The sequence below is a fragment of the Streptomyces sp. NPDC053431 genome, from assembly GCF_044544925.1.
Lineage (GTDB): Bacteria > Actinomycetota > Actinomycetes > Streptomycetales > Streptomycetaceae > Streptomyces.
In genome coordinates this window covers 198,734-224,285 of record NZ_JBITXX010000012.1, presented here as the reverse complement: position 1 = coordinate 224,285, position 25,552 = coordinate 198,734, and the positions used below count along the sequence as shown (strand labels likewise).

The window sequence follows — 25,552 nt, the reverse complement described above, 5'->3', positions numbered from 1 at the left end:
GCGGGCGCGCCCGGTGGGGTCAGTTGCCGTCCGGGTCCGTGCGGTCGAGGGCCGGGCGGGGGCCCGGGCTGAACTCGCTGAGCAGGTAGTCGGCGGCCGAGCGGTCGGTCACCAGGCTGGTGACGAGGCCGGAGCGGAGCACCGCGCCGATCGCCGCCGCCTTGCGCTGGCCGCCGGCGATGGCGACGACCTCGGGGATCCGGCGCAGCCGGTCCGCCTCGACGGTGATGCAGCGCTCGCCCAGGTCGCGGCCGACCCGGCGGCCCTCGGTGTCGAAGAGGTGCGCCGACATCTCGGCGGCGACGCCGAGCGAGGCGTAGTGGGCGCGCTCCTCCTCGGAGAGCATGTCGTGCACGGTCGAGATGCCCGGCTCCCAGGAGCCGATGGAGACGCAGGCGACGGTCACCTTGTCGAAGTACTCGAAGGCCCGCGCGATGCCGGTCTGGCTGCGCAGCGCGTTCGCGGTCGCCGCGTCGGGCAGCAGCATCGGCGCGTAGATGGGGTGGGCCTCGCCGCCGGAGACCTGGGCGGCCCGCCGGACCGCCTCGACGGAGCCGCGCTCGGCCGTGCCCGCGTCGTACACGCCGGTGAGCTGCACGACGGTGCAGGGCGGGAGACGGTCCAGGGCCGCCGCCATGTGGATGGTGGAGCGGCCCCAGGCCAGGCCCAGCACGTCTCCCTCGTTGACCAGCTCGCCGAGCAGGTCGGCCGCGACCTCGCCGAGGTTCTCCGGGTCGGGCGACTCGTCCTCGCCCTCCGCCGGCGACTCGACGACCACGGCATGGCGCAGCCCGTAGCGGGCGCGGAGCGCGTCGGAGCGCTCCGCGTCCAGCTCGGCCGGCACGCGGATCTCGATGCGCACGAGGTCGCGCTCCAGGGCCGTCTCCAGGACCCGGGCCACCTTGAAGCGGCTCACGCCGAACTCCTCGGCGATCTGGATCTTCGACTTGCCCTCGAGGTAGAAGCGGCGGGCCATGGCCGCCGCCTGCACGAGCTCCGCGGGGCCCATCCGCAGGGCTGACCGTCCCGCCGACATACCCGCCACCGCGATCTCCTCACTGCTGTTCACGTACCGCTGCTCATGTGCCGTGTTCCGGCTGGTGCTGTTCACACTCTGGACTCACCGTTCATCCTGTCAGATCCGGCGGGTCCGACTCGGCCGTGTCGGCGGCCCGACGGACCGCGTTCACGTACCGGTGGGTCATTGGAGGCTCAGTGGCCACACGCCCACGCCGCCGAGGCGGTCGCGGACTCGGCCCTGGCCCGGAGGGAGCGGACGGCGTCGGCCGGGTCGGCGGCCCCGTAGACGGCGGAACCGGCCACGAAGACGTCGGCGCCGGCCTCGGCGCACCGCTCGATGGTGGACTCGGCGACGCCGCCGTCGACCTGGAGCCAGAGCTCCAGACCGTGCTTGGAGATCAGCTCACGGGTGCGGCGGATCTTCGGAAGCATGATGTCGAGGAAGGCCTGACCGCCGAAGCCGGGCTCGACCGTCATGATCAGGAGCATGTCCAGCTCGGGCAGCAGGTCCTCGTACGGCTCGATCGGGGTGGCGGGCTTGAGCGCCATGGACGCCCGCGCGCCCTTGGCGCGGATCTCCCGCGCGAGGCGTACGGGCGCGGCCGCGGCCTCGACGTGGAAGGTCACGGAACCCGCGCCCGCCTCCACGTACTGCGGGGCCCAGCGGTCCGGGTCCTCGATCATCAGGTGGCAGTCGAGGGGGGTGTCGGTCGCCCGGCTGAGCGACTCGACGATCGGCACGCCCAGCGTCAGGTTGGGCACGAAGTGGTTGTCCATCACGTCGACGTGCAGCCAGTCGGCCCCGTCGACCGCCTTCGCCTCCTCGGCGAGCCGGGCGAAGTCCGCGGACAGGATGCTGGGATTGATCTGCGCCATGTGCCAAGCCTGCCACGTTCTTGAGTACTTCTTTGCCGCGAAGCGGTCAGGAGAATGCGGAGACCTTTTCACGCGGGGTACGTAATGGTACAGACCAGTCGATTCCGCCGGTAGGGCCGGCGGAATCGGCTGTCACACGTCCGCTGACTCCGGGCCCTCGTGCGGCGTCGTGACCGCGACCAGCACCGCGCCGGTGTCCGAAACCGCGATCTGCGCGACCGTGTGCTCGTCGGGCTGCCCGGCGACGACGCCCGGGGCACCCGCGGCGGTCGGCATGGGACGGACGCGCCACCCCGCGCCCTGGAAGTACTCCCGGGCGCGCGCCACGGCCCGGGCCTGCTCCTCCTCCGACAGCGGCGCGGTCGACCAGGTGTGATGGACCGCGGCTCCGGACTCGGTCCGGACCTCGCTGAGGCCCTCCCCGGGCTGCGTGGGCGCCGCGCCGACCCCCAGCACGTCGTAGATCCGGCTGGAGTGCCCGAGAGCCCGGCGCGCGGCCGGCGAGTCGGCGTCCGCGGTCTCGAACGCGGCCGGATCGGCCGCGGCGGCCGAGCCCTTGCCGGGCGGGAGGAAGCAGGGCGAGGTCACCTTGAGAGAGGCGATCCCTTCACCCTTGGCCCGGTCCACGACTCCGGTGACGGCGTCCATCCAGAAGTCGTCGGGCTCCGTACGCATGTAGACCGTCGGAAAGGCTCCGGCCCAGTCGACCTCGCCCGAGGTGTTGTACTTGTAGCCCTTCTTCAGCCAGGCGTCCCGTGCCTGGCGCACGAGGTTCTGGGCCTGGGCCCCCGGAACGCCGGTCAGTTTGTAGATGAGGGTCACCTGCACCCGGTCGTCGGCACCGTGGTCGTCCCTGGCGATGCAGGCGCCGACGGGCGCGTTGCCCATGCGCTCCAGTGTCGGTCGGGGCGACATGCCGGCCACCGCCTCGCCGATGATCTCCTCTGCCCGGTCGATCGCCTGCTGCTCGTTCATCGTTACCTGCTTCGGTGCGTTGCCGCCGGTCTGTCCGTCGCCCTGCGCCCCGCACGCGCTCACCATGATCGTCATGGCCAGCAGTGCGGCGGCCGGGATGGCCTTGCGTGGATTCACAGTCGTCCTCCGGTCACGATCTTCCCCAGGGTGCCGAGGGGCTTTTCGTCCCAGTACTGGGAGTGCGCGGGCATCAGATCCCAGTCATGCACGATCGGCAGCTTCCCGTTGGGGACCTCGAAGACCTGGCCGCCGAAGTCCTCGGAGGTCGGGTCGGTTCCGTGCACGATCGCGTCGTGGTCGAAGAAGGTGTCCCAGTACCCCTTCGGACTGAGGTAGTCCTTGGCGAACGGCGGGGCGACGTTGATGAGGTCGTTCTGGGCCGTGGCCGCGAAGACGTGGTCCGGCGGAATGTTCAGGTCCTTGGCGTGGTCCACTCCGACGCCCGGGCTGCCGACCATGATCGCGTTGTCGACCGGCAGGTCCACGTGCATGCTCATGGTCTCCCCCACCACCAGGGAGCCGTAGCTGTGACCGAGGAGCGTCTGGTTCACACCGCCCTCGCGGTGGTTGGCCTCCTCGATCCCCTGGATGAAGTTGCCGAGCGGCTCCCTCGCGTTGTCGGCCCACTTGGTCTCCGTCGCGTCGGTCATGATGCCCTGCGGGGCGTCGTAGCCGAGCCACACGATCGAGGCCGTCGAGTGGGCGCCGTCCTGACGCTCGGCCTCCGCCTGGAGCGCCACCGCCCGGTCCATGTCTCCGCCTATGGACTCCAGCTTGGCGAACGTCCCCGGCACATATGTCACCACGTTGTCAGCGGTGTCCGGGTTCCCGATGGAGACGATCGCACGCCCCATGTTGTTGCCGTCGAAGCCGAGAAGGTAAGGGCGGTTGCTCTCGCTCGTGAAGTTGTCGAACCGGGTCTGGATGGCGTCCATGCCCTTGTAGCCGTTCTCCAGCTGCTTCCGCTTCTCGTCCCACTCCTTCCACTCGTCCGTCGGGACCATCGCGCCCTTCACCTCGCGACCGGTGACGGGGCTGATGTAGGGCCGGTAGTGCTCCGGTTCCTTCTTGAGCCAGGCGTCGTACTCCAGCTGCTTGGCGGCGCGCTGTTCCGCCAGCACGGTGCGGTTCGCCTCGTCGCGCACGGTCGAGGGAAGGCCGTCGAGCGCGCCGACGCTGGCGGGGTGCATGGTGACGTAGGCCTCGCGCTGCTCGTCGGTCAGGCCGTTCCACCAGTTGGCGTTGTCCTGGGGCCAGTCGTTCTTGGGCGGCGCCTTGATCGTGTGGAGGTAGGCGTCGGCCGCCTCGCGCACGCCCCCGGTGTCCGACGTGACGTCCGTCCAGTCCTTGTCGGACACGGTCAGGTCGTCATCGGCCTTGAGGGCCCGTATCTTCGGCTCCCACTTCGCGTCCGCGTCCGTGGCTTCCTTGACCGCGTCGGCTATCCGGTCGGCGTACCCCATCGCCTTCCCGTAGTTCGGGTTCGGGTGGATGTTCGCCGCCTGGCGCTCCAGGGCGTCGGAGGTCTCGTTGCCTCCGGCGCTCCCCGTCACGGTGCCGCCCTCGGTGTCCTTGTCCGCGCCGGGCTTCCGGCCCGCCGGGAAGGCGACCGAGCCGTCCGCGGTGACCGTGCAGCCGTCCGCCTGGGCGTCGGCGATCGCCGCCTCCAGCTTCCGCTGGGCGGCCGCCATGTCGTAGGCGAACCCGTTCAGGGCCGTGCTGACCACATGGCATTCGGTCAGGGCGTAGTGGAAGTTCTTCGCCAGTGCCTTGAGCTGCTTCTGCGAGGCCTCCATCGCCTCGCCCGACAGCGACTTGCGCATCCCCGTGGCGACGGTGTTCTCGATGTGCTCCTTGGCTGCCTGGGCCGCGTTGCCCAGGGCCCGGTAGCCGTCGGCGGCGCCCTCGAACTCGGCGGGCTTGAAGGCCTTGAGGGTGGCGTAGTCCATGCCGCCGTCACCGGCCCTTCGTCTGGCCGCCGACGGCGTCCGTGTCCGCGTACTCGCGGCTCAGCCGGTCCATCTCGCCCTTGACCGCGTCATCGGTCGTCAGCACGTCGTGGCCGACCTGCTGCAGGATTCCCTGGAGCGAACCGCACCGCTTGCTGACGCTTTCGGCGTACTTCTTCCAGGAGTCGTAGACGTCCTTCTGCGCGGCCGCGGTCAGACAGCCCGTGGTCGCGCCGAGTCCCGCCTGGCCCTCGTCCAGCTTGGTCAGGCCGGTGCCGATGCCCTGGCGCAGGGAGCCCACGCCCTCACCGGCCGTGTTCCACGCCTTCTGACTGGACTTCAGGCCGCCCGTCACGGCGCTGGGCCCGCTGCTGGGCTCGACCGGGACATGGTTGAGTCGCATCGCCGCGGGTTGTCCGCCGGCCACCTCGGCCTTGATCTGGTCCCACTCGTCCCACGCCACGCGTTCGTGCCCCCCGTTTCACCGCTCTGGATCGCCAGCGAGGAACACTACATCGCACAAGCAACGCTCAACTCATGAGTACTCGTACCTAGATGACCGAGCGTCGGGTCCGCCGAAGGCCGGGCGTGGGGACGGCACCGGGCCCGGAGACCCCGGTGCCGGCGCCGCCCCGTCCTCGGGCCGGGTTCAGGCCGTACGGCGGATCAGCGCCAGGTACATCGCGTCCGTGCCGTGCAGGTGCGGCCACAGCTGGACGTCCGGGCCGTCGCCGAGGTCCGGCACGCCGGGCAGCAGCGGGCGGGCGTCGATCAGCTCGGCGCCGCCCACCTTCTTCAGGACGTCGTCGACGACCACGCGGGTCTCGGCGAGGTGCGGCGAGCAGGTCGCGTACCCCACCACTCCCCCGACGCGGACGGCCCGCAGCGCCTCGGCGAGCAGCCCGCGCTGGAGCGGGGCGAAGCCGTCGAGGTCGGAGGGGCGGCGGCGCCAGCGGGCCTCGGGGCGGCGGCGCAGGGCGCCGAGGCCGGAACACGGCACGTCCATCAGAACCCGGTCGAAGGCGCCCTCGCGCCACGGCGGGCGGGTGCCGTCGGCGGCGATCACCTGGTACGGGCCGGGGTTGCCGGCCAGCGCGCGCTCGACCAGGCGGGCGCGGTGCGGCTGCTTCTCGGAGGCCAGCAGGGCGGCGCCGCGCTCGGCGGCCAGCGCGCCGAGCAGGGCCGCCTTGCCGCCGGGGCCGGCGCAGCCGTCGAGCCAGCGGGTGTCGGGGCCGTCGAGGGGCGCGTTGGCGAGGGCGATCGCGACGAGCTGGCTGCCCTCGTCCTGGACGCCGGCCCGGCCCTCCGCGACGGCCTGGATGGCGCCGGGCTCGCCGCCCTCGGCGAGCCGCAGCGCGTACGGGGACCAGCGCCCGGGCTCGGTCTCGGCCGCGGCGGCCAGCTCCTCGGTGCTCACCCGGCCGGGCCGGGCGACGAGGGTGACCTCGGGCCGCTCGTTGTCGGCCGCCAGCAGGCTCTCGATCCCGGCCCGCCCGCCGCCGAGGGCGTCCCACAGCGCGGAGACGACCCAGCGGGGGTGCGAGTGGACGACGGCGAGATGCTCCTCGGCGTCCTCGTCGTAGGGCGGCGCGACCCGCTCCACCCAGGTCTCGAAGTCGTCCTGGGCGATCTTGCGCAGCACGGCGTTCACGAACTTGGCCCGCCCGTCGCCGAGCACCACCCGGGCCAGCTCGACGGTCGCGGACACGGCGGCGTGACTCGGGATCCGCGTCCCGAGCAGCTGGTGCGCGCCGAGGGACAGCACGTCGAGCACCGGCGGGTCGACCTCGCGCAGCGGCCGGTCCACACAGGCGCTGATGATCGCGTCGTACGTCCCCTGCCGCCGCAGCGTCCCGTACACGAGCTCGGTCGCGAGCGCCGCGTCGCGCCCGTCGAACCCCTCGTTCTTCTCCCGCGCCTTCTTCAGCAGCGGCGGCAGCACGAGGTTCGCGTACGCGTCCCGCTCGTCCACCGCCCGCAGCGCCTCGAACGCGAGGATCCGCACCGGGTCCTTCTTGGGCCGACGGTAGGGCTTGGGGGTACGGCGACGTGCCTGCTCGCTCAAAGGTGCTCCGCGTGACGCATGGGGAAGGTAGAACCCTCTCAGCCTAATCCCTCCGTCCGCCCGCTCCCGGGCGGACGGAGGCGGGCGGCGGAGGCGGGCGGCGGACGGCGGAGGCGGGTCGCGGAGGGCGGCGGAGGCAGGCGGAGGGCGGCGGGCACACCCGGAGCCGGAAGGGCCCGGAGCCGGAAGGACCCGCCCTCCTCGTTCCGGGCCCGTCGGACGCCCCTGCCCGCTATGCCCCGACGCGCACGCCCGGACCGCTACACCCCGCCGCGCTCGCCCCGCCCGCTACACACCGACGGCCCCGCCGAGCTCGCCCCGCCCACTACACACCGACGCGCTCACCCGGAGCGATGCGCACGCCGCGGGCCCAGTCCGCCGCCTTCATCGGCTTCTTGCCCTGGGGCTGGACCCACAGCAGCTCCACCGCGTGGGAGCCGGTGCCCACGTACACGTTGTTCTTGCCGACGGCGAGCTCGCCGGGCGCCAGGTCGGTGCGGTCCGGCAGGAGGGCGACCTGGATCAGCTTGAGGCGCTCGCCGCGGAAGAGGGTCCAGGCACCGGGGGCCGGGGTGCAGCCGCGGACCACGCGGTCGACACGGAGCGCCGGGGCCGCGAAGTCGACGTGGGCGTCCTCGACCTGGATCTTCGGGGCAAGCGTGATCCCGTCGGCCGGCTGCGGCACGGCCTTGAGGACGCCGTCCTCGATGCCGTCCATGGTCGCCGCGAGCAGTCCCGCGCCCGCGAAGGCGAGGCGGGTCAGGAGGTCGCCGCTGGTGTCGGTGGGGCGGACGTCCTCGGTGACGACGCCGTACACCGGGCCCGAGTCGAGCCCCTCCTCGATCTGGAAGGTCGACGCGCCGGTCACCTGGTCGCCCGCCATGATCGCGTGCTGCACCGGCGCCGCGCCGCGCCACGCGGGCAGCAGCGAGAAGTGCAGGTTGACCCAGCCGTGGGCCGGGATGTCGAGGGCCACCCGGGGCAGCAGCGCGCCGTAGGCGACGACCGGGCAGCAGTCCGGCGCGATCTCCCGCAGCCGCGCCAGGAAGGCCTCGTCACGGGGCCGTTCGGGCTTGAGGACCTCGATGCCCGCCTCCTCCGCGCGCTCGGCGACGGGGCTCGCGACGAGCCGGCGCCCGCGCCCGGCGGGAGCGTCGGGCCGGGTGACGACGGCGGCCACCTCGTGCCGCCCGGAGGCGAGCAGGGCGTCCAGGGCGGGAACGGCGACCTCGGGGGTGCCTGCGAAGACGAGCTTCACGCGGGAAAACCTCGCATCTCGGGGCGATGGTGGTACCTCCCCGCTCGAGCGCAGCCGAGAGCGTGGGGGAGGGCAGCGCACCAGTCTAGGCGCGGTGGGGCCCGCCCCGCCTTCCGGGCCCGTGACCGCCCTCAGGGGGCGTACGTGCGGACGAGCGCCCTTCGCATATGCCCATACGCCCCCGCAGCGTGACCCAACCCCGTGTGGCGCGTTGGTCAAGAGAGATTGACCGAATCGGGTCGCCCTCCCCCAGCGACCCGCCCCTTTGTCACGCCGGTTCGAGAGGCTTATCCATGGCCGACCACGCAACCCACGACGCCCAGGCCCGGGCGAGTCTGCACCTGCTGGTGCGGGACATCGAGCGGGTCCGGCGGCAGGTGGACGCACTGCGCACGCTGACGGCCCAGCTGGGCAATGTCTACCGCCCTCGCCGCTCCGCCCCTTCGACGGGCTTCGTCGTCTACGGACGCGCCCCCGCCCCCACCGTCCGGCTCGCCCAGGAGCTGCGGGACAGCGTCGAGACCCTGGTGACGGCCGCGGTGGACTTCGACCGCTCGCTCGGGTTCTCGTGGGACGCGGTGGGCTCCGCGCTCGGAGTCACCAAGCAGGCGGTGCACCGCCGTTACGGCTCCCGCCGCGCCCCGCAGCCGGGCGTCGCCCTGGAGCAGGACCGCACGCCGGAGCCGGCCGCGGCCCGCACCATGCCGGTCGTCCCGCCGGCCCGCAGCATGCCGCCCCAGCCGACCTCGGGCAGCCAGACCCTCCGCGAGGAGTCCCGCGCGCCGGCCTTCCCCGCCCCGCGCAACGGCTGAGCCGCGGGGCCGACCGCCCACGCCGCCGCGGGGCCGGGCCCCTCGCCCCACCGCCGCGTGGGCGGTCGTCCCGCAGGGCGGGACGGGTGGGCATCGCACGCCCTCGCCCACGCACCGGGCCGGCGACCGTCGTCTCTCTCCCGCCGGCCCGCGTGGGCGATTCACTGCAGGTGCGTCGGATCGCAGCACTTCGGGCAGAGCAGGGGGTCGCACGGGCAGGAGAGATCCGGCCCGCAGCTCTGAGGGCAACGCTCCTGGCCGGCGGTGGCCGGCAGCCACACCGTCTCGTGGATCTCACGGCGGATCCGGGCGAGCTCGGCACCGTGCAGAATGTCGCCGAGCGATTGGTCGAGGACGTCTCCGACGGGCCACTCTCTGGCCATGACGCAGGTGAAGACCTTTCCGTCCGGAGCGACGGCGAGCTTTCCGCTCCAGCAGTATCCGCACAGGCCGGACAGCCGCGATTCCTGTCCGAGGAGTTCCTGCGCCCGTCCGAACTCCCGCACCTCGGACGACCGGGTGGAGCCGCCGACTCCCAGATCGGCCAGGAATTTCACGGTGCGTTCCGCGGCCTCGGCGTCCTGGTTCACGTCGATGACGGCAGCCCGTGTCCGTACCCCGCGCTGGACGAGCCGGCGCAGATTATCCACGGTGCGCCGGTGGCTGCCTCGTACGGTGGTGACGGCATCGTGTGCGGCCGGTTCGTCGGCATAGACCGAAGTGGCGAAATACACTCCGTTCTCGGACGAGAACGTGACGGTCTCCTCGTCGAGCATCGTGAGGTTGCTGAACACTTCGACGAATTCGTAGCCGAGTTCCACGCTGCGGCGCAACAGACGCCGGAAATCCGGGTTGAGCTGGGGTTCGCCGCCGATCAGTTGGACCTTGCGGCAGCCGAGGTCGAAGGCCTGGGTCAGCACCGCCTCGTAGTCGTCAGCAGTCAGCAGGTCCCGGTCGCCACTGTGCGGATGCGACTCTGTGTAGCAGTGCACACACTGCAGATTGCAGCGGTTCGTGAGTTCGAGCCAGAGGAATTCCAGGACTCCGTCGACGTCATCGGGTGTTCTGGTTTCCGTGAGGTGGTCCTGCTCGCTGGCGTGCACGTGATTCCTTCCGGCCTTGCAGGGGGGTCAGTCCTGTGGATTCGTCCTGAGGTCCTCGGCGATGGGCATCAGGAGCAGGTCCCCGTCCCAGTTCACCGGTGTCATCGTCATGCGGATCGCGTAGGCCGGACCGTCCTCGGAGTCGAATGCCCACGCCTGTCCGCAGGTGAACCAGACCTCCCCGCCGGGCAGTGTCCGCGACCGAACCGCGAACTGCGCGGGTCCTGAGACGATGGGGAGAGAACCCCTTTTCGCGCCTTGAGACACAGCCGTCCTTCCTCCCGTGTTCCGGATTCCCCACGGCAGTGCACACCTGAATCGCGCCCTTTCCTCGCCGCGAAACGTCAATGGCATCCGAACGGAGCACGAGGAGGCGGCGTTCGGTGCCGCAGCGATACGACCATCCGACGGCCGGCCCGGCTCAGGTGGCTCATGTCCTTCGCGTCGTCACCAGCCGCTGCTGCGGGTCCTTCCGCCGGGCAGCCCGAGTCGGAGGATCCTCGGCCGTCTCCGGTCGCTACCCGATGTCCGGCGGGTCCACCCGCACCCGTACCGGCTCGCCCCCGCCCCGCGCGAGGCGGGCGGCCTGGGCCTGCTTCAGCGCGGTGGCCAGGGCGTGGCCGCTGCCCGGCGGGACGCGGACGAGGGCGCGGTCCCACTGCTCGCCCGGCGGGGTGTCGCCGGGGCGGCGCGGGCCGCCGGGGCGGGTGACGGGGAGCGGGACCGGGCCCAGGATCTCGGCGTCCGGGGGCAGTTCGGCGGTGGCCAGGAAGGCCGCGAGGGCCTCGGGCGGACCCGCGACGGCGGCCATGCGCGAGACGGGCGGGAAGCCCAGCTCGGCCCGTTCGGCGAGCTCGCGCTGGGCGTGCCCGACGGGATCCCAGCGCACGAGGGCCTGGACCGGCCGCAGGGTGGGTTCCGCGACGACCACGACGGTCCCGCCGGCCGTCTGGCCACGCACCAGCGAGGCCGCGTCGATCCAGCGGCGCAGCGCCTCCTCGCCGGCCCGCAGGTCCGGGCGGCCGAGCATGGCCCAGCCGTCGAGGAGCAGGGCTGCCGCGTAGCCGCCCTCGGCGACGGGCTCCGCGCCCGGGGTGCTGACCACCAGGGCGGGCCGGCCCGGCACCCGGTCCAGGATGTGGTCGCGTCCGGAGGTGCGTACGGGCACGGCCGGGAAGGCGCGGCCCAGTTCCTCGGCGGTGCGGCGGGCGCCGACGACCTGCGCGCGCAGCCGGTTCGATCCGCAGGCCACGCAGTGCCAGTCGGCCGCCGCGCGTCCGCACCAGCCGCAGTGCAGTTCCTGCTGCTCGGGGGCCTCCAGGGGGCCGGAGCAGTGCCGGCAGCGGGCGGGGGTGCGGCAGCGCTCGCAGGCGAGCCGGGGGACGTACCCGCGGCGGGGCACCTGGACGAGCACGGGCCCGGTCTTCAGCCCCTCCCCCACGACCTGCCAGGCGAGGGTGGGGAGCCGGGCGGCGCGGGCGGCCTCGTCCCGCGCCAGCTCGGTGTCGCCGACGGTCCGTACCAGGGGCGCGGCGCTGCGCACCTGGTCGCGCCCGGCCACGAGCGGCTGGGCCCAGCCGGACTCGACGAGCTGGGCGGCCTCGACGGTGCAGCTGGTGGAGCCGAGCAGGAAGGCGCAGCGGTCGTGGGCGGCGCGCAGCAGCAGGACGTCCCGTGCGTGCGGCTGCGGGGCGTGGGGTTCGCTGTGGCTGGTGTCGCCGTCGTCCCAGATGACGGCGAGTCCGAGCTCGCGTACGGGCGCGAACATGGCGGCCCGGGTGCCGACGACGGCGCGGACGGCGCCGCGCCGGACGGCGAGCCACTGCCCGTACCGCTTCTCGGGGCCGGCCTCGGCGGTGAGCAGCGCGTGCCGCCCCTCGCCCAGGAGGTCCGTGAGGGCCTGGTCGACGCGGGCGGCGGCACGGCCGTCGGGGACGACCACGAGGGCGCCGCGCCCGGAGGCGAGGGTGGCGGCGACCGCCCGGGCGATCTCCTCGGCCCAGTGCGGCCCCGGCAGGGCGTTCCAGACGGCACGGGGCACCCCGCCGCGCGCCAGCGAGTCCAGGAAGGCGGCTCCCCGCTCGTACCGCGCCCAGCTGCCCGGCTCGGGCGGGGCCGGCCGGGGCAGCGGCGCGGGCGAGGGCCGGCTCTCGGCGCGGGCGTTGCGCGGGGGCACGGCGAGCTGGAGCACGTCGGCGAGGCTGCCCGCGTACCGGTCGGCGACGGCCCGGGCGAGGCCGAGCAGCTCGGGTCCGAGCACCGGCTCGGGCGAGACGACGTCGGCGAGCGCGGCGAGCGGTCCGGAGTAGTCGGACTCGGCGCGCCGCTCGACGAGGAAGCCGTCGATCAGCCGCCCGCCCTCCCGACGCCCGCCCCGCACCTGGTGTGCGCCGGCCCCGAACCGCACCCGGACCCGCACCCCGGGCTGGGCGGCCTCGTCCAGTTCCTCGGGCACGGCGTAGTCGAAGAACTGGTCGAGGTGCAGCACGCCCTTGTTGACCACGACCCGGGCGACCGGAAGCTCCTTGGCCAGCGCGGCCCCCCGCCAGGTCCGCGGCTTGGCGCGGGGCACCTTCGCCTTCCGCACGGTCTCCCGGATGAGCGCGAGCTGCTCGGGCTCGGCATGCCCGGGCGCCCCCCCGGCCTTCTCGTTCTCGCTGCTCACAGCCTCATACCTACCAGACGCCACCGACAGGGGGGCGGGCACGGCGAAGGCCCGGCACCCCCTGGGGGTGCCGGGCCTCGTCCCGTGACGGGTGAAGGGCTGGGGTCAGACGCCCGCGGCCTTCTTCAGGGCGTCCACGCGGTCCGTGCGCTCCCACGTGAAGTCCGGCAGCTCGCGGCCGAAGTGGCCGTAGGCGGCGGTCTGGGAGTAGATCGGGCGGAGCAGGTCGAGGTCGCGGATGATCGCGGCCGGGCGGAGGTCGAAGACCTCGCCGATGGCGTGCTCGATCTTCTCGGTCTCGATGGTGTTGGTGCCGAAGGTCTCGACGAAGAGGCCGACGGGCTCCGCCTTGCCGATCGCGTACGCGACCTGGACCTCGCAGCGGGAGGCGAGGCCCGCGGCGACGACGTTCTTGGCGACCCAGCGCATCGCGTAGGCGGCCGAGCGGTCGACCTTGGACGGGTCCTTGCCCGAGAAGGCGCCGCCACCGTGGCGGGACATGCCGCCGTAGGTGTCGATGATGATCTTACGACCGGTGAGGCCGGCGTCGCCCATCGGGCCGCCGATCTCGAAGCGGCCGGTCGGGTTGACCAGCAGGCGGTAGCCGTCGGTGTCGAGCTTGATGCCGTCCTCGACGAGCTGCTTCAGCACGTGCTCGACGACGAACTCGCGGATGTCGGGCGCGAGCAGCGACTCGAGGTCGATGTCGGAGGCGTGCTGCGAGGAGACCACGACGGTGTCGAGGCGGACGGCCTTGTCGCCGTCGTACTCGATGGTGACCTGGGTCTTGCCGTCGGGGCGCAGGTACGGGATGGTCCCGTTCTTGCGGACCTCGGTGAGGCGGCGGGACAGGCGGTGCGCCAGCTCGATCGGGAGCGGCATCAGGTTCGGGGTCTCGTCCGACGCGTAGCCGAACATCAGGCCCTGGTCGCCGGCGCCCTGCTTGTCGAGCTCGTCCTCGTCGCCCTCGACACGCGACTCGTAGGCGGTGTCGACGCCCTGCGCGATGTCCGGGGACTGCGACCCGATGGAGACCGAGACGCCGCAGGACGCGCCGTCGAAGCCCTTCTTCGAGGAGTCGTACCCGATGTCGAGGATCTTGTTGCGGACGAGGGTCGGGATGTCCGCCCAGGCCTTGGTGGTGACCTCACCGGCGACGTGCACGAGGCCGGTCGTGATCAGCGTCTCGACGGCGACGCGGGAGGTGGGGTCCTCCTTGAGCAGCGCGTCGAGAATGGTGTCGCTGATCTGGTCAGCGATCTTGTCGGGGTGGCCCTCGGTCACGGATTCCGAGGTGAACAGGCGACGGGACACAACGCTCCCTGAGGTTGCAGCGGCTGCTGGCTAGGCGATTGCGGACCGGCAGGGGGCTGCGCCCCGCGACGTTCCAGAGGACAGTCTATCCGTCACGATCGGGCATCTGGCCAGGTCCCCCGGCATGGGATTGCTGAATCCGGGTTCTCCCGGCCCCACCGAGCAGGCTTTTTGTCCGCTTTCGTAGATTTTCTCTCGGCCGTGGGAGCGATATCGGGCGGTCGCGCTCCGTTGGCGCGGGATTCACCCGGCCACGGCGCGCAGCCGCGGCACCACCAGGTCCCACACCGTCTCCGCCAGCGCTTCCTTGGGTCCGTACGGTACGGGGGTCTCGGTGCCGTCGGCGGCGAGGACCACGGCCTCGTTCTCCTCCGAGCCGAAGGTCTTGCGCTCCCCGACCTCGTTGACGACGAGCAGGTCACAGCCCTTGCGCCGCAGCTTCCGGCGCCCGTTGTCGAGGACGTCGTCCGTCTCCGCGGCGAAGCCGACGACCACCTGGCCGGGCAGGGCGCGCTCGGCGGAGATCTCCGCGAGGATGTCCGGATTGCGGACCAGTTCGATGGTCGGAGCGCCGCCGTCGTCCGTCTTCTTGATCTTGCCGGGGGCGTAGGCGGCGGGGCGGAAGTCGGCGACGGCCGCCGCCATCACGACCGCGTCGGCGTCGGCGGCCGCCTTGAGGACGGCCTCGCGCAGCTGGACGGCGGTGCCGACGTGCACGAGGTCCACGCCGGCGGGGTCCGGCAGCCCGGTGTTGGCCTCGATCAGGGTGACCCGGGCGCCGCGGGCGGCGGCGGCCCTGGCGAGGGCGTAGCCCTGCTTGCCGCTGGAGCGGTTGCCCAGGTAGCGGACCGGGTCGAGGGGCTCACGGGTGCCGCCGGCGCTGATCACCACATGGCGGCCGGCCAGGTCGGGGGCGGTGACCCCGCGGGCCAGGACGCGGCGGCAGATCTCGAAGATCTCCCCCGGGTCCGGCAGCCGGCCCTTGCCGGTGTCGACGCCGGTGAGCCGGCCGACGGCGGGCTCGACGACCACGGCGCCGCGGCGGCGGAGGGTGGCCACGTTCTCCTGGGTGGCCGGGTGCTCCCACATCTCGGTGTGCATGGCCGGGGCGAAGACCACCGGACAGCGCGCGGTGAGCAGCGTGTTGGTGAGCAGGTCGTCGGCGAGGCCGTGGGCGGCCTTGGCGAGCATGTCGGCGGTGGCGGGGGCGACGACGACGAGGTCGGCGGCCTGGCCGATCCGGACGTGCGGGACCTCGTGGACGGCGTCCCAGACCTCGGTGGAGACCGGGTTGCCGGAGAGGGCGGACCAGGTGGCCGCGCCGACGAAGTGCAGGGCGGAGTCGGTGGGCACCACGCGCACGTCGTGACCGGACTCGGTGAGCCTGCGCAGCAGCTCGCAGGCCTTGTACGCGGCGATGCCGCCGCTCACGCCCAGGACGACCTTCGGCTTCGTCACCGCGCTCAACTCTGCTCCCCTGAAGGCTCGGATGCGTACGTCTCCATGAGACACCACAGGCCCGGCGGATGTTCCGCCGGGCCTGTGGTGACAAGCGTTACAGGCTTACTGAGCCGGGCCCTCGATGGCCTCGGAGGTCAGCAGGCCCGCGTTGATCTCGCGCAGGGCGATCGAGAGCGGCTTCTCGTGGACGTGGGTGTCGACGAGCGGACCGACGTACTCGAGCAGACCCTCGCCGAGCTGCGAGTAGTACGCGTTGATCTGGCGCGCACGCTTGGCCGCGTAGATCACGAGGCTGTACTTGGAGTCCGTCGCCTCGAGCAGCTCGTCGATCGGCGGGTTGATGATGCCCTCGGGCGCGGTGATGGAAGAGGACACGCTCTACCTTCCGAAGATGGAAAAAAGATCAGACAACGTTCATCAACGTTAGCAGCTCACGCGCGACGTCCTCGACCGAGGTGTTGACGAGCGTGGTGTCGAACTCCGACTCGGCGGCCAGTTCGACCTTCGCGGCCTGCAGCCGGCGCTCGATCACGTCGGGGGACTCGGTGCCGCGGCCGGTGAGCCGGCGGACCAGTTCGTCCCAGCTGGGCGGGGCCAGGAAGACCAGCTGGGCCTCGTCCATGGACTCCTTGACCTGACGCGCGCCCTGGAGGTCGATCTCCAGGAGCACCGGCTCACCCGCCTCCAGGCGGTCGAGGACCGCGCGGCGCGGGGTGCCGTAGCGGTTGCCCGCGAACTCGGCCCACTCGAGCAGCTCGCCGTTGGCGATCAGCTTGTCGAACTCGTCGTCCGTGACGAAGAAGTACTGGACGCCGTGCTTCTCGCCGGGGCGCGGCTTTCGTGTCGTGGCCGACACCGAGAGCCAGACCTCGGGGTGGACCTTGCGCATATGAGCGACGACCGTGCTCTTGCCCACCCCTGAGGGGCCGGAGAGCACGGTCAGTCGCGGACGTACCTCTGCTGCCATGCAGCGATTATTCCAGCTTTACCGGAGTGCCCGGGACGCGCGTCCCGGGCCGGGGCCGCCGTCAGGCGCCGGCGCCGCCGAACTCGCGCTCCAGGGAGGCGATCTGGTTGGAGCCGAGGCCACGGACCCGGCGGCTCTCGGAGATGCCCAGTCGCTCCATGATCTGCTTGGCGCGGACCTTGCCCACGCCCGGCAGGGACTCGAGCAGCGCGGAGACCTTCATCTTGCCGATGACGTCGTTCTCCTGGCCCTGCTTGATGACCTCGTGGAGGGAGGCGCCGGAGTGCTTGAGTCGATTCTTGACCTCGGCCCGCTCCCGGCGAGCCGCGGCGGCCTTTTCGAGCGCGGCTGCGCGCTGTTCAGGGGTAAGGGGCGGAAGAGCCACGCCTACGTCACCTCGGATGTCGAACTGTCGGATACGGACCGGTGGGAAGCCGGGCACCCCGCGACGAAGCTGGGCGCCCCACACCAGTGGAGCAACGACCGACGTGGAGTACGCCGAACGCCGACTCTGTCCCGGAGACTAGCGGCCAAGGCCGCTCCAGTCAGCGAGAACAGACGAAAAGTCCTGGTCAGCATCGACCGACCAGGACATTTCAGACATAACGACGCTGTTTTGGGTCAACTTTTGACAAGGAGTGAGACGGCGAGGACACGCCGCCCGACCTGCGGATTGGCGAGAACCGCCCGAAACCGGTCCCCGAAGTGCCTCAGGCGCCCACCGCCTCGCGGATCTCGTTCGCGTAACGTTCCGCCGCGGCCTTCAAGGCGACGCCGTCGGGACCCGCCTTCAGGACGCCGCGGCTGACGTTCGGGACCACGTTGCGCACCGCCGCGCCGAAGACGGCGGGCAGGTCGGCCGGGGTCGCGCCCTGGGCGCCGATGCCCGGGGCGAGCAGCGGGCCGTTGATGTCGAGGTCGAAGGCGGACAGGTCGCCGAGCGTGGCGCCGACGACCGCGCCGAAGGAGCCCATCGGGGTCTCCCCCGCGTTCTCCTCGGCCAGGTGCGCGAGCATCCTCGCGCCGATGGTCCGGCCGGCCGGGTCGTCGGGGTGGACGGCCCGCTGGACCTCGGCGCCCTCCGGGTTGGAGGTCAGCGCGAGCACGAAGAGCCCGGCGCCGTTCTCCCGGGCGAGGTCCACGGCCGGCTTCAGGGAGCCGTAGCCGAGGTACGGGGAGACGGTCAGCGCGTCCGAGAAGAGCGGGGAGTCCTTGCGCAGGAAGGCCTCCGCGTAGGCGGCCATCGTCGAGCCGATGTCACCCCGCTTGGCGTCCATGACGACCAGGCCGCCCGCCGCGCGCAGGTCCGCGACGGCCCGCTCCAGGACGGCCACGCCGCGCGAGCCGAAACGCTCGAAGAAGGCGGCCTGCGGCTTGAAGACCGCGACCGTGTCGGCCAGCGCCTCGACCACGGTGAACGTGAAACGCTCCAGGCCGGCGACGTCGTCGGACAGGCCCCAGGAGTCCAGCAGGGAGGCGTGCGGGTCGATGCCGACGCACAGGGGTCCACGCTCGTCCATGGCGGCGCGGAGACGGGTGCCGAAGGAGGTCATGCGGTGGCCTTTCCGGAAGCGGTGCGGTGGGCGGCGCCGACGGCCTCGGCGAGGGTGGCGTACGGGGAGGCCGCGAGGCGCGCGGCGAGGCCCTTGTGGATCGCGCGGGCGTAGAAGGGGCCCTCGTAGATGAAGGCGCTGTAGCCCTGGATCAGGGTGGCGCCGGCGAGGATGCGCTGCCAGGCGTCCTCGGCGTTCTCGATGCCGCCGACGCCGATCAGGACGATCCGGTCCCCCACGCGCGCGTAGAGGCGGCTCAGGACCTCCAGGGAGCGCTGTTTGACGGGCGCGCCGGACAGGCCGCCGGTCTCCCGCACGAGCGCGGGGTCGGAGGCCAGGCCGAGGCCCTCGCGGGCGATGGTGGTGTTGGTGGCGATGATGCCGTCGAGGCCGAGCTCCAGGGCCAGGTCGGCGACGGCGTCCACGTCCTCGTCGGCGAGGTCGGGGGCGATCTTCACCAGGAGCGGGACGCGGCGGCCCTCCACGGACCGGTCGGCGGCCTCGCGGACGGCCGTGAGGAGCGGGCGCAGCGACTCGGTGGCCTGGAGGTTGCGCAGGCCCGGGGTGTTCGGGGAGGAGACGTTGACGACCAGGTAGTCGGCGTGCCGGGCGAGCCGCTCGGTGGACTTCACGTAGTCGGCGGCCGCCTCGGCCTCGGGCACGACCTTGGTCTTGCCGATGTTGACGCCGACGACCGTCCGGAAGACCGGGTTGCGGGCGCCCAGGCGGGCGGCGACCGCGGCCGAGCCCTCGTTGTTGAAGCCCATGCGGTTGATCAGGGCGCGGTCCGGGACGAGCCGGAAGAGGCGCTTCTTGGGGTTGCCGGGCTGGGCCTCCCCGGTCACCGTGCCGATCTCGACGTGGTCGAAGCCGAGCATGGCCATGCCGTCGATGGCGACGGCGTTCTTGTCGAAGCCAGCGGCGAGTCCGAAGGGGCCGTGCATCCGCAGTCCGAGCGCCTCGGTCCGCAGTGCCTCGTACCGGGGGGCGAGGACGGCCGCGACGAAGGTGCGCAGGACCGGGGTGCGGGCGGCGAGCCGGATCCAGCGGAAGGCGAGGTAGTGGGCCTCCTCGGGGTCCATCCGCTTGAAGAACAGGTTGAAGAACAGCTTGTACATCGTCCGAAATATCCCTCGTGCGCTCATGAAGAGGGGGACACCGCGGGTCCTGCCGGTGTCCCCCTGCTTCCTCGGACTGCTTAGTCGCGGGCCGCGATCAGGTGTGCCGCGTGCTCCTGGAGCGAGCGGACGCCCACGTCGCCGTGGTTGAGCGCGTCGATGCCCTGGACGGCCGCGGCGAGCGCCTGGACCGTGGTGAGGCACGGGACGCCCCGCGAGACCGCCGCCGTACGGATCTCGTAGCCGTCGAGGCGGCCACCGGTGCCGTACGGGGTGTTGACGATGAGATCGACCTGACCGTCGTGGATCAGCTGGACGATCGTCTTCTCGCCACCGGGGCCCTCGCCCTCGCTGAGCTTGCGCACGATGGTGGCGTTGATGCCGTTGCGCTTGAGCACCTCGGCCGTGCCGGAGGTGGCGAGCAGCTCGAAGCCGTGGGCGACCAGCTCACGGGCCGGGAAGATCATCGAGCGCTTGTCACGGTTGGCGACCGAGATGAACGCGCGGCCCTTGGTGGGCAGCGGGCCGTAGGCGCCGGCCTGCGACTTGGCGTACGCCGTGCCGAAGACCGAGTCGATGCCCATGACCTCGCCGGTGGAGCGCATCTCCGGGCCGAGGACGGTGTCCACGCCGCGGCCGTGGATGTCGCGGAAGCGCGACCACGGCATCACGGCCTCCTTGACGGAGATCGGCGCGTCGAGCGGCAGGGTGCCGCCGTCGCCCTGCTTGGGCAGCAGGCCCTCCGCGCGGAGCTCGGCGATGGTGGCGCCGAGCGAGATGCGGGCGGCGGCCTTCGCCAGCGGCACCGCGGTCGCCTTCGAGGTGAAGGGGACGGTGCGGGAGGCGCGCGGGTTGGCCTCCAGGACGTAGAGGATGTCGCCGGCCATCGCGAACTGGATGTTGATCAGGCCGCGGACGCCGACGCCCTTGGCGATCGCCTCGGTGGAGGCGCGCAGGCGCTTGATGTCGTAGCCGCCGAGGGTGATCGGGGGCAGGGCGCAGGCCGAGTCGCCGGAGTGGATGCCGGCCTCCTCGATGTGCTCCATGACGCCGCCGAGGTAGAGCTCCTGGCCGTCGTAGAGCGCGTCGACGTCGATCTCGATGGCGTCGTCGAGGAAGCGGTCGACGAGGACCGGGCGGGTCGGGGAGATCTCGGTGGACTCGGCGATGTACGCCTCCAGGCGCGCCTCGTCGTAGACGATCTCCATGCCGCGGCCGCCGAGCACGTACGAGGGGCGGACGAGCACGGGGTAGCCGATCTCGTCGGCGATGGCCTTGGCGCCGGCGAAGGTGGTCGCGGTGCCGTGCTTGGGCGCGGGCAGCCCGGCGTCGGCGAGGACCTGGCCGAAGGCGCCGCGGTCCTCGGCGGCGTGGATGGCCTCCGGGGAGGTGCCGACCACCGGGACGCCGTTGTCCTTGAGCGCCTGGGCGAGACCCAGCGGGGTCTGGCCGCCGAGCTGGACGACCACACCGGCGACGGGGCCGGCCAGCGACTCGGCGTGGACGATCTCCAGCACGTCCTCGAGCGTCAGGGGCTCGAAGTACAGGCGGTCGGAGGTGTCGTAGTCCGTGGAGACGGTCTCGGGGTTGCAGTTGACCATCACGGTCTCGTAGCCCGCGTCGCTGAGCGCGAAGGAGGCGTGGACGCAGGAGTAGTCGAACTCGATGCCCTGGCCGATGCGGTTCGGGCCGGAGCCCAGGATGATCACCGCGGGCTTCTCGCGCGGCGCGACCTCGGACTCCTCGTCGTAGGAGGAGTAGAAGTACGGCGTCCGGGCGGCGAACTCGGCGGCGCAGGTGTCGACCGTCTTGTAGACCGGGCGGACGCCGAGGGCGTGCCGGACCTCGCGGACGACGTCCTCGCGCAGGCCGCGGATCTCCGCGATCTGGGCGTCGGAGAAGCCGTGGCGCTTGGCCTCGGCGAGCAGCTCGGGGTCGAGCTTCTCGGCCTCGGCGAGCTCGTCGGCGATCTCCTTGATGAGGAAGAGCTGGTCGACGAACCAGGGGTCGATCTTGGTGTACTCGAAGACCTCCTCCGGCGTGGCGCCGGCGCGGATGGCCTGCATGACCGTGTTGATGCGGCCGTCGGTCGGGCGGACCGCCAGCTCCAGGAGCTCGGCCTTGTCGCCGGGCTCGCCGGTGAAGGCGAACTGCGAGCCCTTCTTCTCCAGGGAGCGCAGGGCCTTCTGGAGGGCCTCGGTGAAGTTGCGGCCGATCGCCATGGCCTCGCCGACCGACTTCATGGTCGTGGTCAGCGTGGCGTCGGCGGAGGGGAACTTCTCGAAGGCGAAGCGCGGGGCCTTGACCACGACGTAGTCGAGGGTCGGCTCGAAGGAGGCCGGGGTCTTCTCGGTGATGTCGTTGGGGATCTCGTCCAGCGTGTAGCCGACGGCCAGCTTGGCGGCGATCTTGGCGATCGGGAAGCCGGTGGCCTTGGAGGCGAGCGCGGAGGAACGGGAGACGCGCGGGTTCATCTCGATGACGATGATCCGGCCGTCGACCGGGTTCACCGCGAACTGGATGTTGCAGCCGCCGGTGTCGACGCCGACCTCGCGGATGATCGCGATGCCGATGTCGCGCAGCCGCTGGTACTCGCGGTCGGTCAGGGTCATCGCCGGGGCGACGGTGATGGAGTCGCCGGTGTGCACGCCCATCGGGTCGAAGTTCTCGATGGAGCAGACGACCACGACGTTGTCGGCCTTGTCGCGCATCAGCTCGAGCTCGTACTCCTTCCAGCCGAGGATGGACTCCTCCAGGAGCACCTCGGTGGTCGGGGAGAGCGTGAGGCCCTGGCCGGCGATGCGGCGCAGCTCCTCCTCGTCGTGGGCGAAGCCGGAGCCGGCGCCGCCCATGGTGAAGGAGGGGCGGACGACGACGGGGTAGCCGCCGAGCGTCTCGACGCCCTTGAGGACGTCGTCCATGGAGTGGCAGATGACCGAGCGGGCGGACTCGCCGTGGCCGATCTTGCGGCGGACCTCCTCGACGACCTCCTTGAAGAGGTCGCGGTCCTCGCCCTTGTTGATCGCCTCGACGTTGGCGCCGATCAGCTCGACGTTGTACTTCTCCAGCACCCCCTGCTCGTGCATGGAGATGGCCGTGTTGAGGGCCGTCTGACCGCCGAGGGTGGGCAGCAGGGCGTCGGGGCGCTCCTTGGCGATGATCTTCTCGACGAACTCGGGGGTGATCGGCTCGACGTAGGTGGCGTCGGCGATCTCCGGGTCGGTCATGATCGTGGCCGGGTTGGAGTTGACCAGGATGACGCGCAGGCCCTCGGCCTTGAGGACCCGGCAGGCCTGGGTGCCGGAGTAGTCGAACTCGGCGGCCTGGCCGATGACGATCGGGCCGGAGCCGATGACCAGGACGGACTGGATATCGGTGCGCTTAGGCACGCTCGGCCTCCATCAGGGATACGAAGCGGTCGAAGAGGTACGCGGCGTCGTGCGGGCCCGCGGCCGCCTCGGGGTGGTACTGGACGGAGAAGGCCGGCTGGTCGAGCAGCTGCAGGCCCTCCACGACGTTGTCGTTCAGGCACACGTGGGAGACCTCGGCACGCCCGAAGGGGGTGTCGGAGACCTTGTCGAGGGGCGCGTCGACGGCGAAGCCGTGGTTGTGCGCGGTGACCTCGACCTTGCCCGTGGTGCGGTCCTGGACGGGCTGGTTGATGCCCCGGTGGCCGTACTTCAGCTTGTAGGTGCCGAAGCCGAGCGCGCGGCCGAGGATCTGGTTGCCGAAGCAGATGCCGAACAGCGGGGTCTTGCGGCGCAGGACCTCCTGCATGACGGCGACGGGGCCGTCGGCGGTGGCCGGGTCGCCCGGGCCGTTGGAGAAGAACACGCCGTCCGGCTCGACCGCGAAGACGTCCTCGGCGGTGGCGGTGGCGGGCAGCACGTGGACCTCGATGCCGCGCTCGGCCATCCGGTGCGGGGTCATGCCCTTGATGCCGAGGTCGACGGCGGCGACGGTGAACTTCTTCTCGCCGATCGCGGGGACGACGTAGGTCTCCTTGGTGGCGACCTCGGCGGAGAGGTTCGCGCCCTTCATCTCGGGCTGCTGGCGCACCTCCGCGAGCATGGTGCCCTCGTCCGGCAGCGCGCTGCCGGAGAAGATGCCGACGCGCATGGCGCCGCTCTCGCGCAGGTGGCGGGTGAGGGCGCGGGTGTCGATGCCCTGGATGCCGACGACGCCCTGGTGGCGCAGCTCCTCGTCGAGGGAGCGCTGGGCCCGCCAGTTGGAGGAGACGCGGGCGGGGTCGCGGACGACGTAGCCGGAGACCCAGATGCGGGCGGACTCGGGGTCCTCGTCGTTGACGCCGGTGTTGCCGACGTGCGGGGCGGTCATCACGACGACCTGGCGGTGGTACGACGGATCGGTGAGGGTCTCCTGGTAGCCGGTCATGCCGGTGGAGAACACGGCCTCGCCGAAGGTCTCCCCCACGGCCCCGTAGGCGCGGCCGCGGAAGATGCGGCCGTCCTCCAGGACGAGTACGGCGGGAACTGCCTTGTGCCTCGGAGAGGCAGCCCCCTGGATGGAGGTTGTCATCGTGCGATGCCTTCCGTCGTGCTTGCGGTGTTCAGGTTGTTCAGGGCTTCGACCCAGGCGGCGTGCTCGGCCGCCCGGTCGGCGCGGAAGCCGGAGTCGAGCAGGGTGTCGCCGTGGGCCCAGGTGACGACCAGCAGGCCGCCCTCGGTGAGGACCTTGCCCGCGATGCCCTTGTCGAGGCGGGCCTCGCGCAGGGCGTGGGCCGGGATGAGGAAGTCGTTCGCCCCGGGGCGTACGACGCTGATCCCGGCGTCCGTCAGGGTGAGCTCGGCGCGGCTGCGGACGCCCAGGCCGTGGGCGACGATCCGGTCCAGCCACTGCCCGGCCGTGGTGGAGCCGTGGTAGCGGCCGCTCATCGACAGCACGGCCGGCCTGGCCGGCTCGGCCCCGCCGGGGGTCTCCGGCACCTCGGGGAGGGGCGGGAGTCCGGACTGGAGGCTGCCGCGCCATTTCCATCCCTGGCGCATCAGCCAGTAGACGAAGGCGATGAAGAGCAGCAGTCCGGCGACCCAGCCGATCCGTCCGGCCCAGTCGGTGACCTCGGCGGACTTCTGTCCGGCCGCCTCGGCCAGGTGAGTGAGTGGTGTCACGCCAGCTTCCCGTCGACGAGCGTTGCCCGGCCCCGCAGGAACGTGTGGGTGACGCGGCCCGGCAGCTCGCGGCCCTCGTAGGGGGTGTTGCGGCTGCGGGAGGCGAAGTCGGCGGGGTCCACGACACCACGGTATGCCGGATCGACCAGCGTCAGGTTGGCGGGCTCACCTGCCGAGACGGGGCGTCCGTGCCCGCGGGCCTGCCCGATCCGCGCCGGCTGGACGGACATCCGGTCGGCGACGCCGGCCCAGTCGAGCAGGCCGGTCTCGACCATCGTCTGCTGGACCACGGACAGGGCGGTCTCCAGACCGACCATGCCCATGGCGGCGGCGGCCCACTCGCAGTCCTTGTCCTCGTGCGGGTGCGGGGCGTGGTCGGTGGCGACGATGTCGATGGTGCCGTCGGCGAGGGCCTCGCGCAGCGCCATCACGTCACGCTCGGTGCGCAGCGGCGGGTTGACCTTGTAGACCGGGTTGTACGTGCGGACCATCTCGTCGGTGAGGAGGAGGTGGTGCGGGGTGACCTCGGCGGTGACGTCGATGCCGCGGGACTTGGCCCAGCGGACGATCTCGACGGAGCCGGCGGTGGAGAGGTGGCAGATGTGGACGCGGGAGCCGACGTGCTCGGCGAGGAGGACGTCGCGGGCGATGATCGACTCCTCCGCGACGGCCGGCCAGCCGCCGAGGCCGAGCTCGGCGGAGACGATGCCCTCGTTCATCTGGGCGCCCTCGGTGAGGCGGGGCTCCTGGGCGTGCTGGGCGACGACGCCGCCGAAGGCCTTCACGTACTCCAGGGCGCGGCGCATGATCACGGCGTCGTCGACGCACTTGCCGTCGTCGGAGAAGACGGTGACGCCGGCGGCGGAGTCGTGCATGGCGCCGAGCTCGGCGAGCTTCCTGCCCTCCAGGCCGACGGTGACGGCGCCGATGGGCTGGACGTCGCAGTAGCCGGCCTCCTTGCCGAGCCGGTAGACCTGCTCGACGACGCCGGCGGTGTCGGCGACGGGGTGGGTGTTGGCCATGGCGAAGACGGCCGTGTAGCCGCCGGAGGCGGCGGCGCGGGTGCCGGTGAGGACGGTCTCGGAGTCCTCGCGGCCGGGCTCCCGCAGGTGGGTGTGCAGGTCCACCAGGCCGGGGAGGAGGATCTGGCCCTCGGCCTCGATCACCTGGGCGTCCTCGGCCGACAGGCCGGTGCCCACCTCGGCGATGACCTCGCCGTCGATCAGGACGTCCTGCGCCTCGCCGCCGAGGACCTTCGCACCACGGATCAGGATCTTGCTCATGGGG

Annotated in this window: 21 protein-coding genes; 1 reads left to right on the top strand and 20 read right to left on the bottom strand. The window is 72.0% G+C overall.

Annotation, left to right across the window (positions count from 1 at the left end):
* Positions 1-19: 19 nt before the first annotated feature.
* The 7 genes from ACIGXE_RS26275 to fmt all read right to left on the bottom strand — a co-directional run bounded on the left by ACIGXE_RS26275 (position 20) and on the right by fmt (position 8,143).
* Positions 20-1,069 (bottom strand): sugar-binding transcriptional regulator, encoded by a 1,050-nt coding sequence (locus ACIGXE_RS26275; protein WP_399751386.1) that lies wholly within the window; start codon positions 1,067-1,069, stop codon positions 20-22.
* A 143-nt stretch (positions 1,070-1,212) separates the two neighbouring features.
* Positions 1,213-1,896: a ribulose-phosphate 3-epimerase gene (gene rpe, locus ACIGXE_RS26270; protein ID WP_399751343.1), complete on the bottom strand. Its 684-nt coding sequence runs from the start codon at positions 1,894-1,896 to the stop codon at positions 1,213-1,215.
* 132 nt (positions 1,897-2,028) lie between these two features.
* Positions 2,029-2,988 (bottom strand): hypothetical protein, encoded by a 960-nt coding sequence (locus ACIGXE_RS26265; protein ID WP_399751342.1) that lies wholly within the window; start codon positions 2,986-2,988, stop codon positions 2,029-2,031.
* Positions 2,985-4,820 (bottom strand): alpha/beta hydrolase, encoded by a 1,836-nt coding sequence (locus ACIGXE_RS26260; RefSeq protein WP_399751341.1) that lies wholly within the window; start codon positions 4,818-4,820, stop codon positions 2,985-2,987. The genes ACIGXE_RS26265 and ACIGXE_RS26260 overlap by 4 nt, the downstream gene beginning before the upstream one ends.
* A 7-nt stretch (positions 4,821-4,827) precedes the next feature.
* Positions 4,828-5,283 (bottom strand): hypothetical protein, encoded by a 456-nt coding sequence (locus ACIGXE_RS26255; RefSeq protein WP_399751340.1) that lies wholly within the window; start codon positions 5,281-5,283, stop codon positions 4,828-4,830.
* 186 nt (positions 5,284-5,469) lie between these two features.
* Positions 5,470-6,885: an RsmB/NOP family class I SAM-dependent RNA methyltransferase gene (locus tag ACIGXE_RS26250; RefSeq protein WP_399751339.1), complete on the bottom strand. Its 1,416-nt coding sequence runs from the start codon at positions 6,883-6,885 to the stop codon at positions 5,470-5,472.
* Between the two features lie 325 nt (positions 6,886-7,210).
* Positions 7,211-8,143, bottom strand: coding sequence for a methionyl-tRNA formyltransferase (gene fmt / locus ACIGXE_RS26245; RefSeq protein ID WP_399751338.1), 933 nt, complete (start codon positions 8,141-8,143; stop codon positions 7,211-7,213).
* Between the two features lie 293 nt (positions 8,144-8,436).
* On the opposite strand from fmt, the gene ACIGXE_RS26240 reads away from it, so the two are divergent.
* Positions 8,437-8,955 carry a hypothetical protein gene (locus ACIGXE_RS26240; RefSeq protein ID WP_399751337.1) on the top strand — a complete coding sequence of 173 codons (519 nt, stop codon included), beginning with the start codon at positions 8,437-8,439 and terminating at the stop codon, positions 8,953-8,955.
* A gap of 161 nt (positions 8,956-9,116) precedes the next feature.
* Here ACIGXE_RS26240 and ACIGXE_RS26235 read toward each other — a convergent pair whose 3' ends face one another.
* The 13 genes from ACIGXE_RS26235 to ACIGXE_RS26175 all read right to left on the bottom strand — a co-directional run bounded on the left by ACIGXE_RS26235 (position 9,117) and on the right by ACIGXE_RS26175 (position 25,548).
* Positions 9,117-10,058, bottom strand: a complete 942-nt coding sequence (locus tag ACIGXE_RS26235; RefSeq protein WP_399751336.1) for a radical SAM/SPASM domain-containing protein — start codon at positions 10,056-10,058, stop codon at positions 9,117-9,119.
* A gap of 517 nt (positions 10,059-10,575) precedes the next feature.
* On the bottom strand, positions 10,576-12,723 hold the full coding sequence (locus tag ACIGXE_RS26230) for a primosomal protein N' (protein WP_399751335.1): 2,148 nt from the start codon (positions 12,721-12,723) through the stop codon (positions 10,576-10,578).
* 105 nt (positions 12,724-12,828) lie between these two features.
* The gene (gene metK / locus ACIGXE_RS26225) at positions 12,829-14,037 is read right to left on the bottom strand and encodes a methionine adenosyltransferase (RefSeq protein ID WP_393008813.1); all 1,209 of its coding nucleotides are present in this window, start codon (positions 14,035-14,037) and stop codon (positions 12,829-12,831) included.
* Between the two features lie 243 nt (positions 14,038-14,280).
* A complete protein-coding gene (gene coaBC, locus ACIGXE_RS26220; protein ID WP_399751334.1) occupies positions 14,281-15,495 on the bottom strand; it encodes a bifunctional phosphopantothenoylcysteine decarboxylase/phosphopantothenate--cysteine ligase CoaBC in 1,215 nt (404 codons plus the stop codon).
* 105 nt (positions 15,496-15,600) lie between these two features.
* Positions 15,601-15,873 carry a DNA-directed RNA polymerase subunit omega gene (gene rpoZ, locus ACIGXE_RS26215; protein ID WP_005319902.1) on the bottom strand — a complete coding sequence of 91 codons (273 nt, stop codon included), beginning with the start codon at positions 15,871-15,873 and terminating at the stop codon, positions 15,601-15,603.
* Between the two features lie 28 nt (positions 15,874-15,901).
* Complete coding sequence (gene gmk / locus ACIGXE_RS26210; protein WP_399751333.1) at positions 15,902-16,465, bottom strand: guanylate kinase; 564 nt, start codon at positions 16,463-16,465, stop codon at positions 15,902-15,904.
* Between the two features lie 61 nt (positions 16,466-16,526).
* Positions 16,527-16,850: an integration host factor gene (locus ACIGXE_RS26205; RefSeq protein WP_030493613.1), complete on the bottom strand. Its 324-nt coding sequence runs from the start codon at positions 16,848-16,850 to the stop codon at positions 16,527-16,529.
* Between the two features lie 325 nt (positions 16,851-17,175).
* The gene (gene pyrF, locus ACIGXE_RS26200) at positions 17,176-18,018 is read right to left on the bottom strand and encodes an orotidine-5'-phosphate decarboxylase (RefSeq protein ID WP_399751332.1); all 843 of its coding nucleotides are present in this window, start codon (positions 18,016-18,018) and stop codon (positions 17,176-17,178) included.
* On the bottom strand, positions 18,015-19,136 hold the full coding sequence (locus ACIGXE_RS26195) for a quinone-dependent dihydroorotate dehydrogenase (RefSeq protein ID WP_399751331.1): 1,122 nt from the start codon (positions 19,134-19,136) through the stop codon (positions 18,015-18,017). The genes pyrF and ACIGXE_RS26195 overlap by 4 nt, the downstream gene beginning before the upstream one ends.
* Positions 19,137-19,216: 80 nt before the next feature.
* On the bottom strand, positions 19,217-22,525 hold the full coding sequence (carB, locus tag ACIGXE_RS26190; protein ID WP_399751330.1) for a carbamoyl-phosphate synthase large subunit: 3,309 nt from the start codon (positions 22,523-22,525) through the stop codon (positions 19,217-19,219).
* Positions 22,518-23,675: a glutamine-hydrolyzing carbamoyl-phosphate synthase small subunit gene (carA, locus tag ACIGXE_RS26185; RefSeq protein ID WP_399751329.1), complete on the bottom strand. Its 1,158-nt coding sequence runs from the start codon at positions 23,673-23,675 to the stop codon at positions 22,518-22,520. The genes carB and carA overlap by 8 nt, the downstream gene beginning before the upstream one ends.
* Positions 23,672-24,265, bottom strand: coding sequence for a hypothetical protein (locus ACIGXE_RS26180; protein WP_399751328.1), 594 nt, complete (start codon positions 24,263-24,265; stop codon positions 23,672-23,674). The genes carA and ACIGXE_RS26180 overlap by 4 nt, the downstream gene beginning before the upstream one ends.
* Positions 24,262-25,548 carry a dihydroorotase gene (locus tag ACIGXE_RS26175; protein WP_399751327.1) on the bottom strand — a complete coding sequence of 429 codons (1,287 nt, stop codon included), beginning with the start codon at positions 25,546-25,548 and terminating at the stop codon, positions 24,262-24,264. Before ACIGXE_RS26175 ends, ACIGXE_RS26180 begins: the two co-directional genes overlap by 4 nt.
* Between the last annotated feature and the right edge of the window lie 4 nt (positions 25,549-25,552).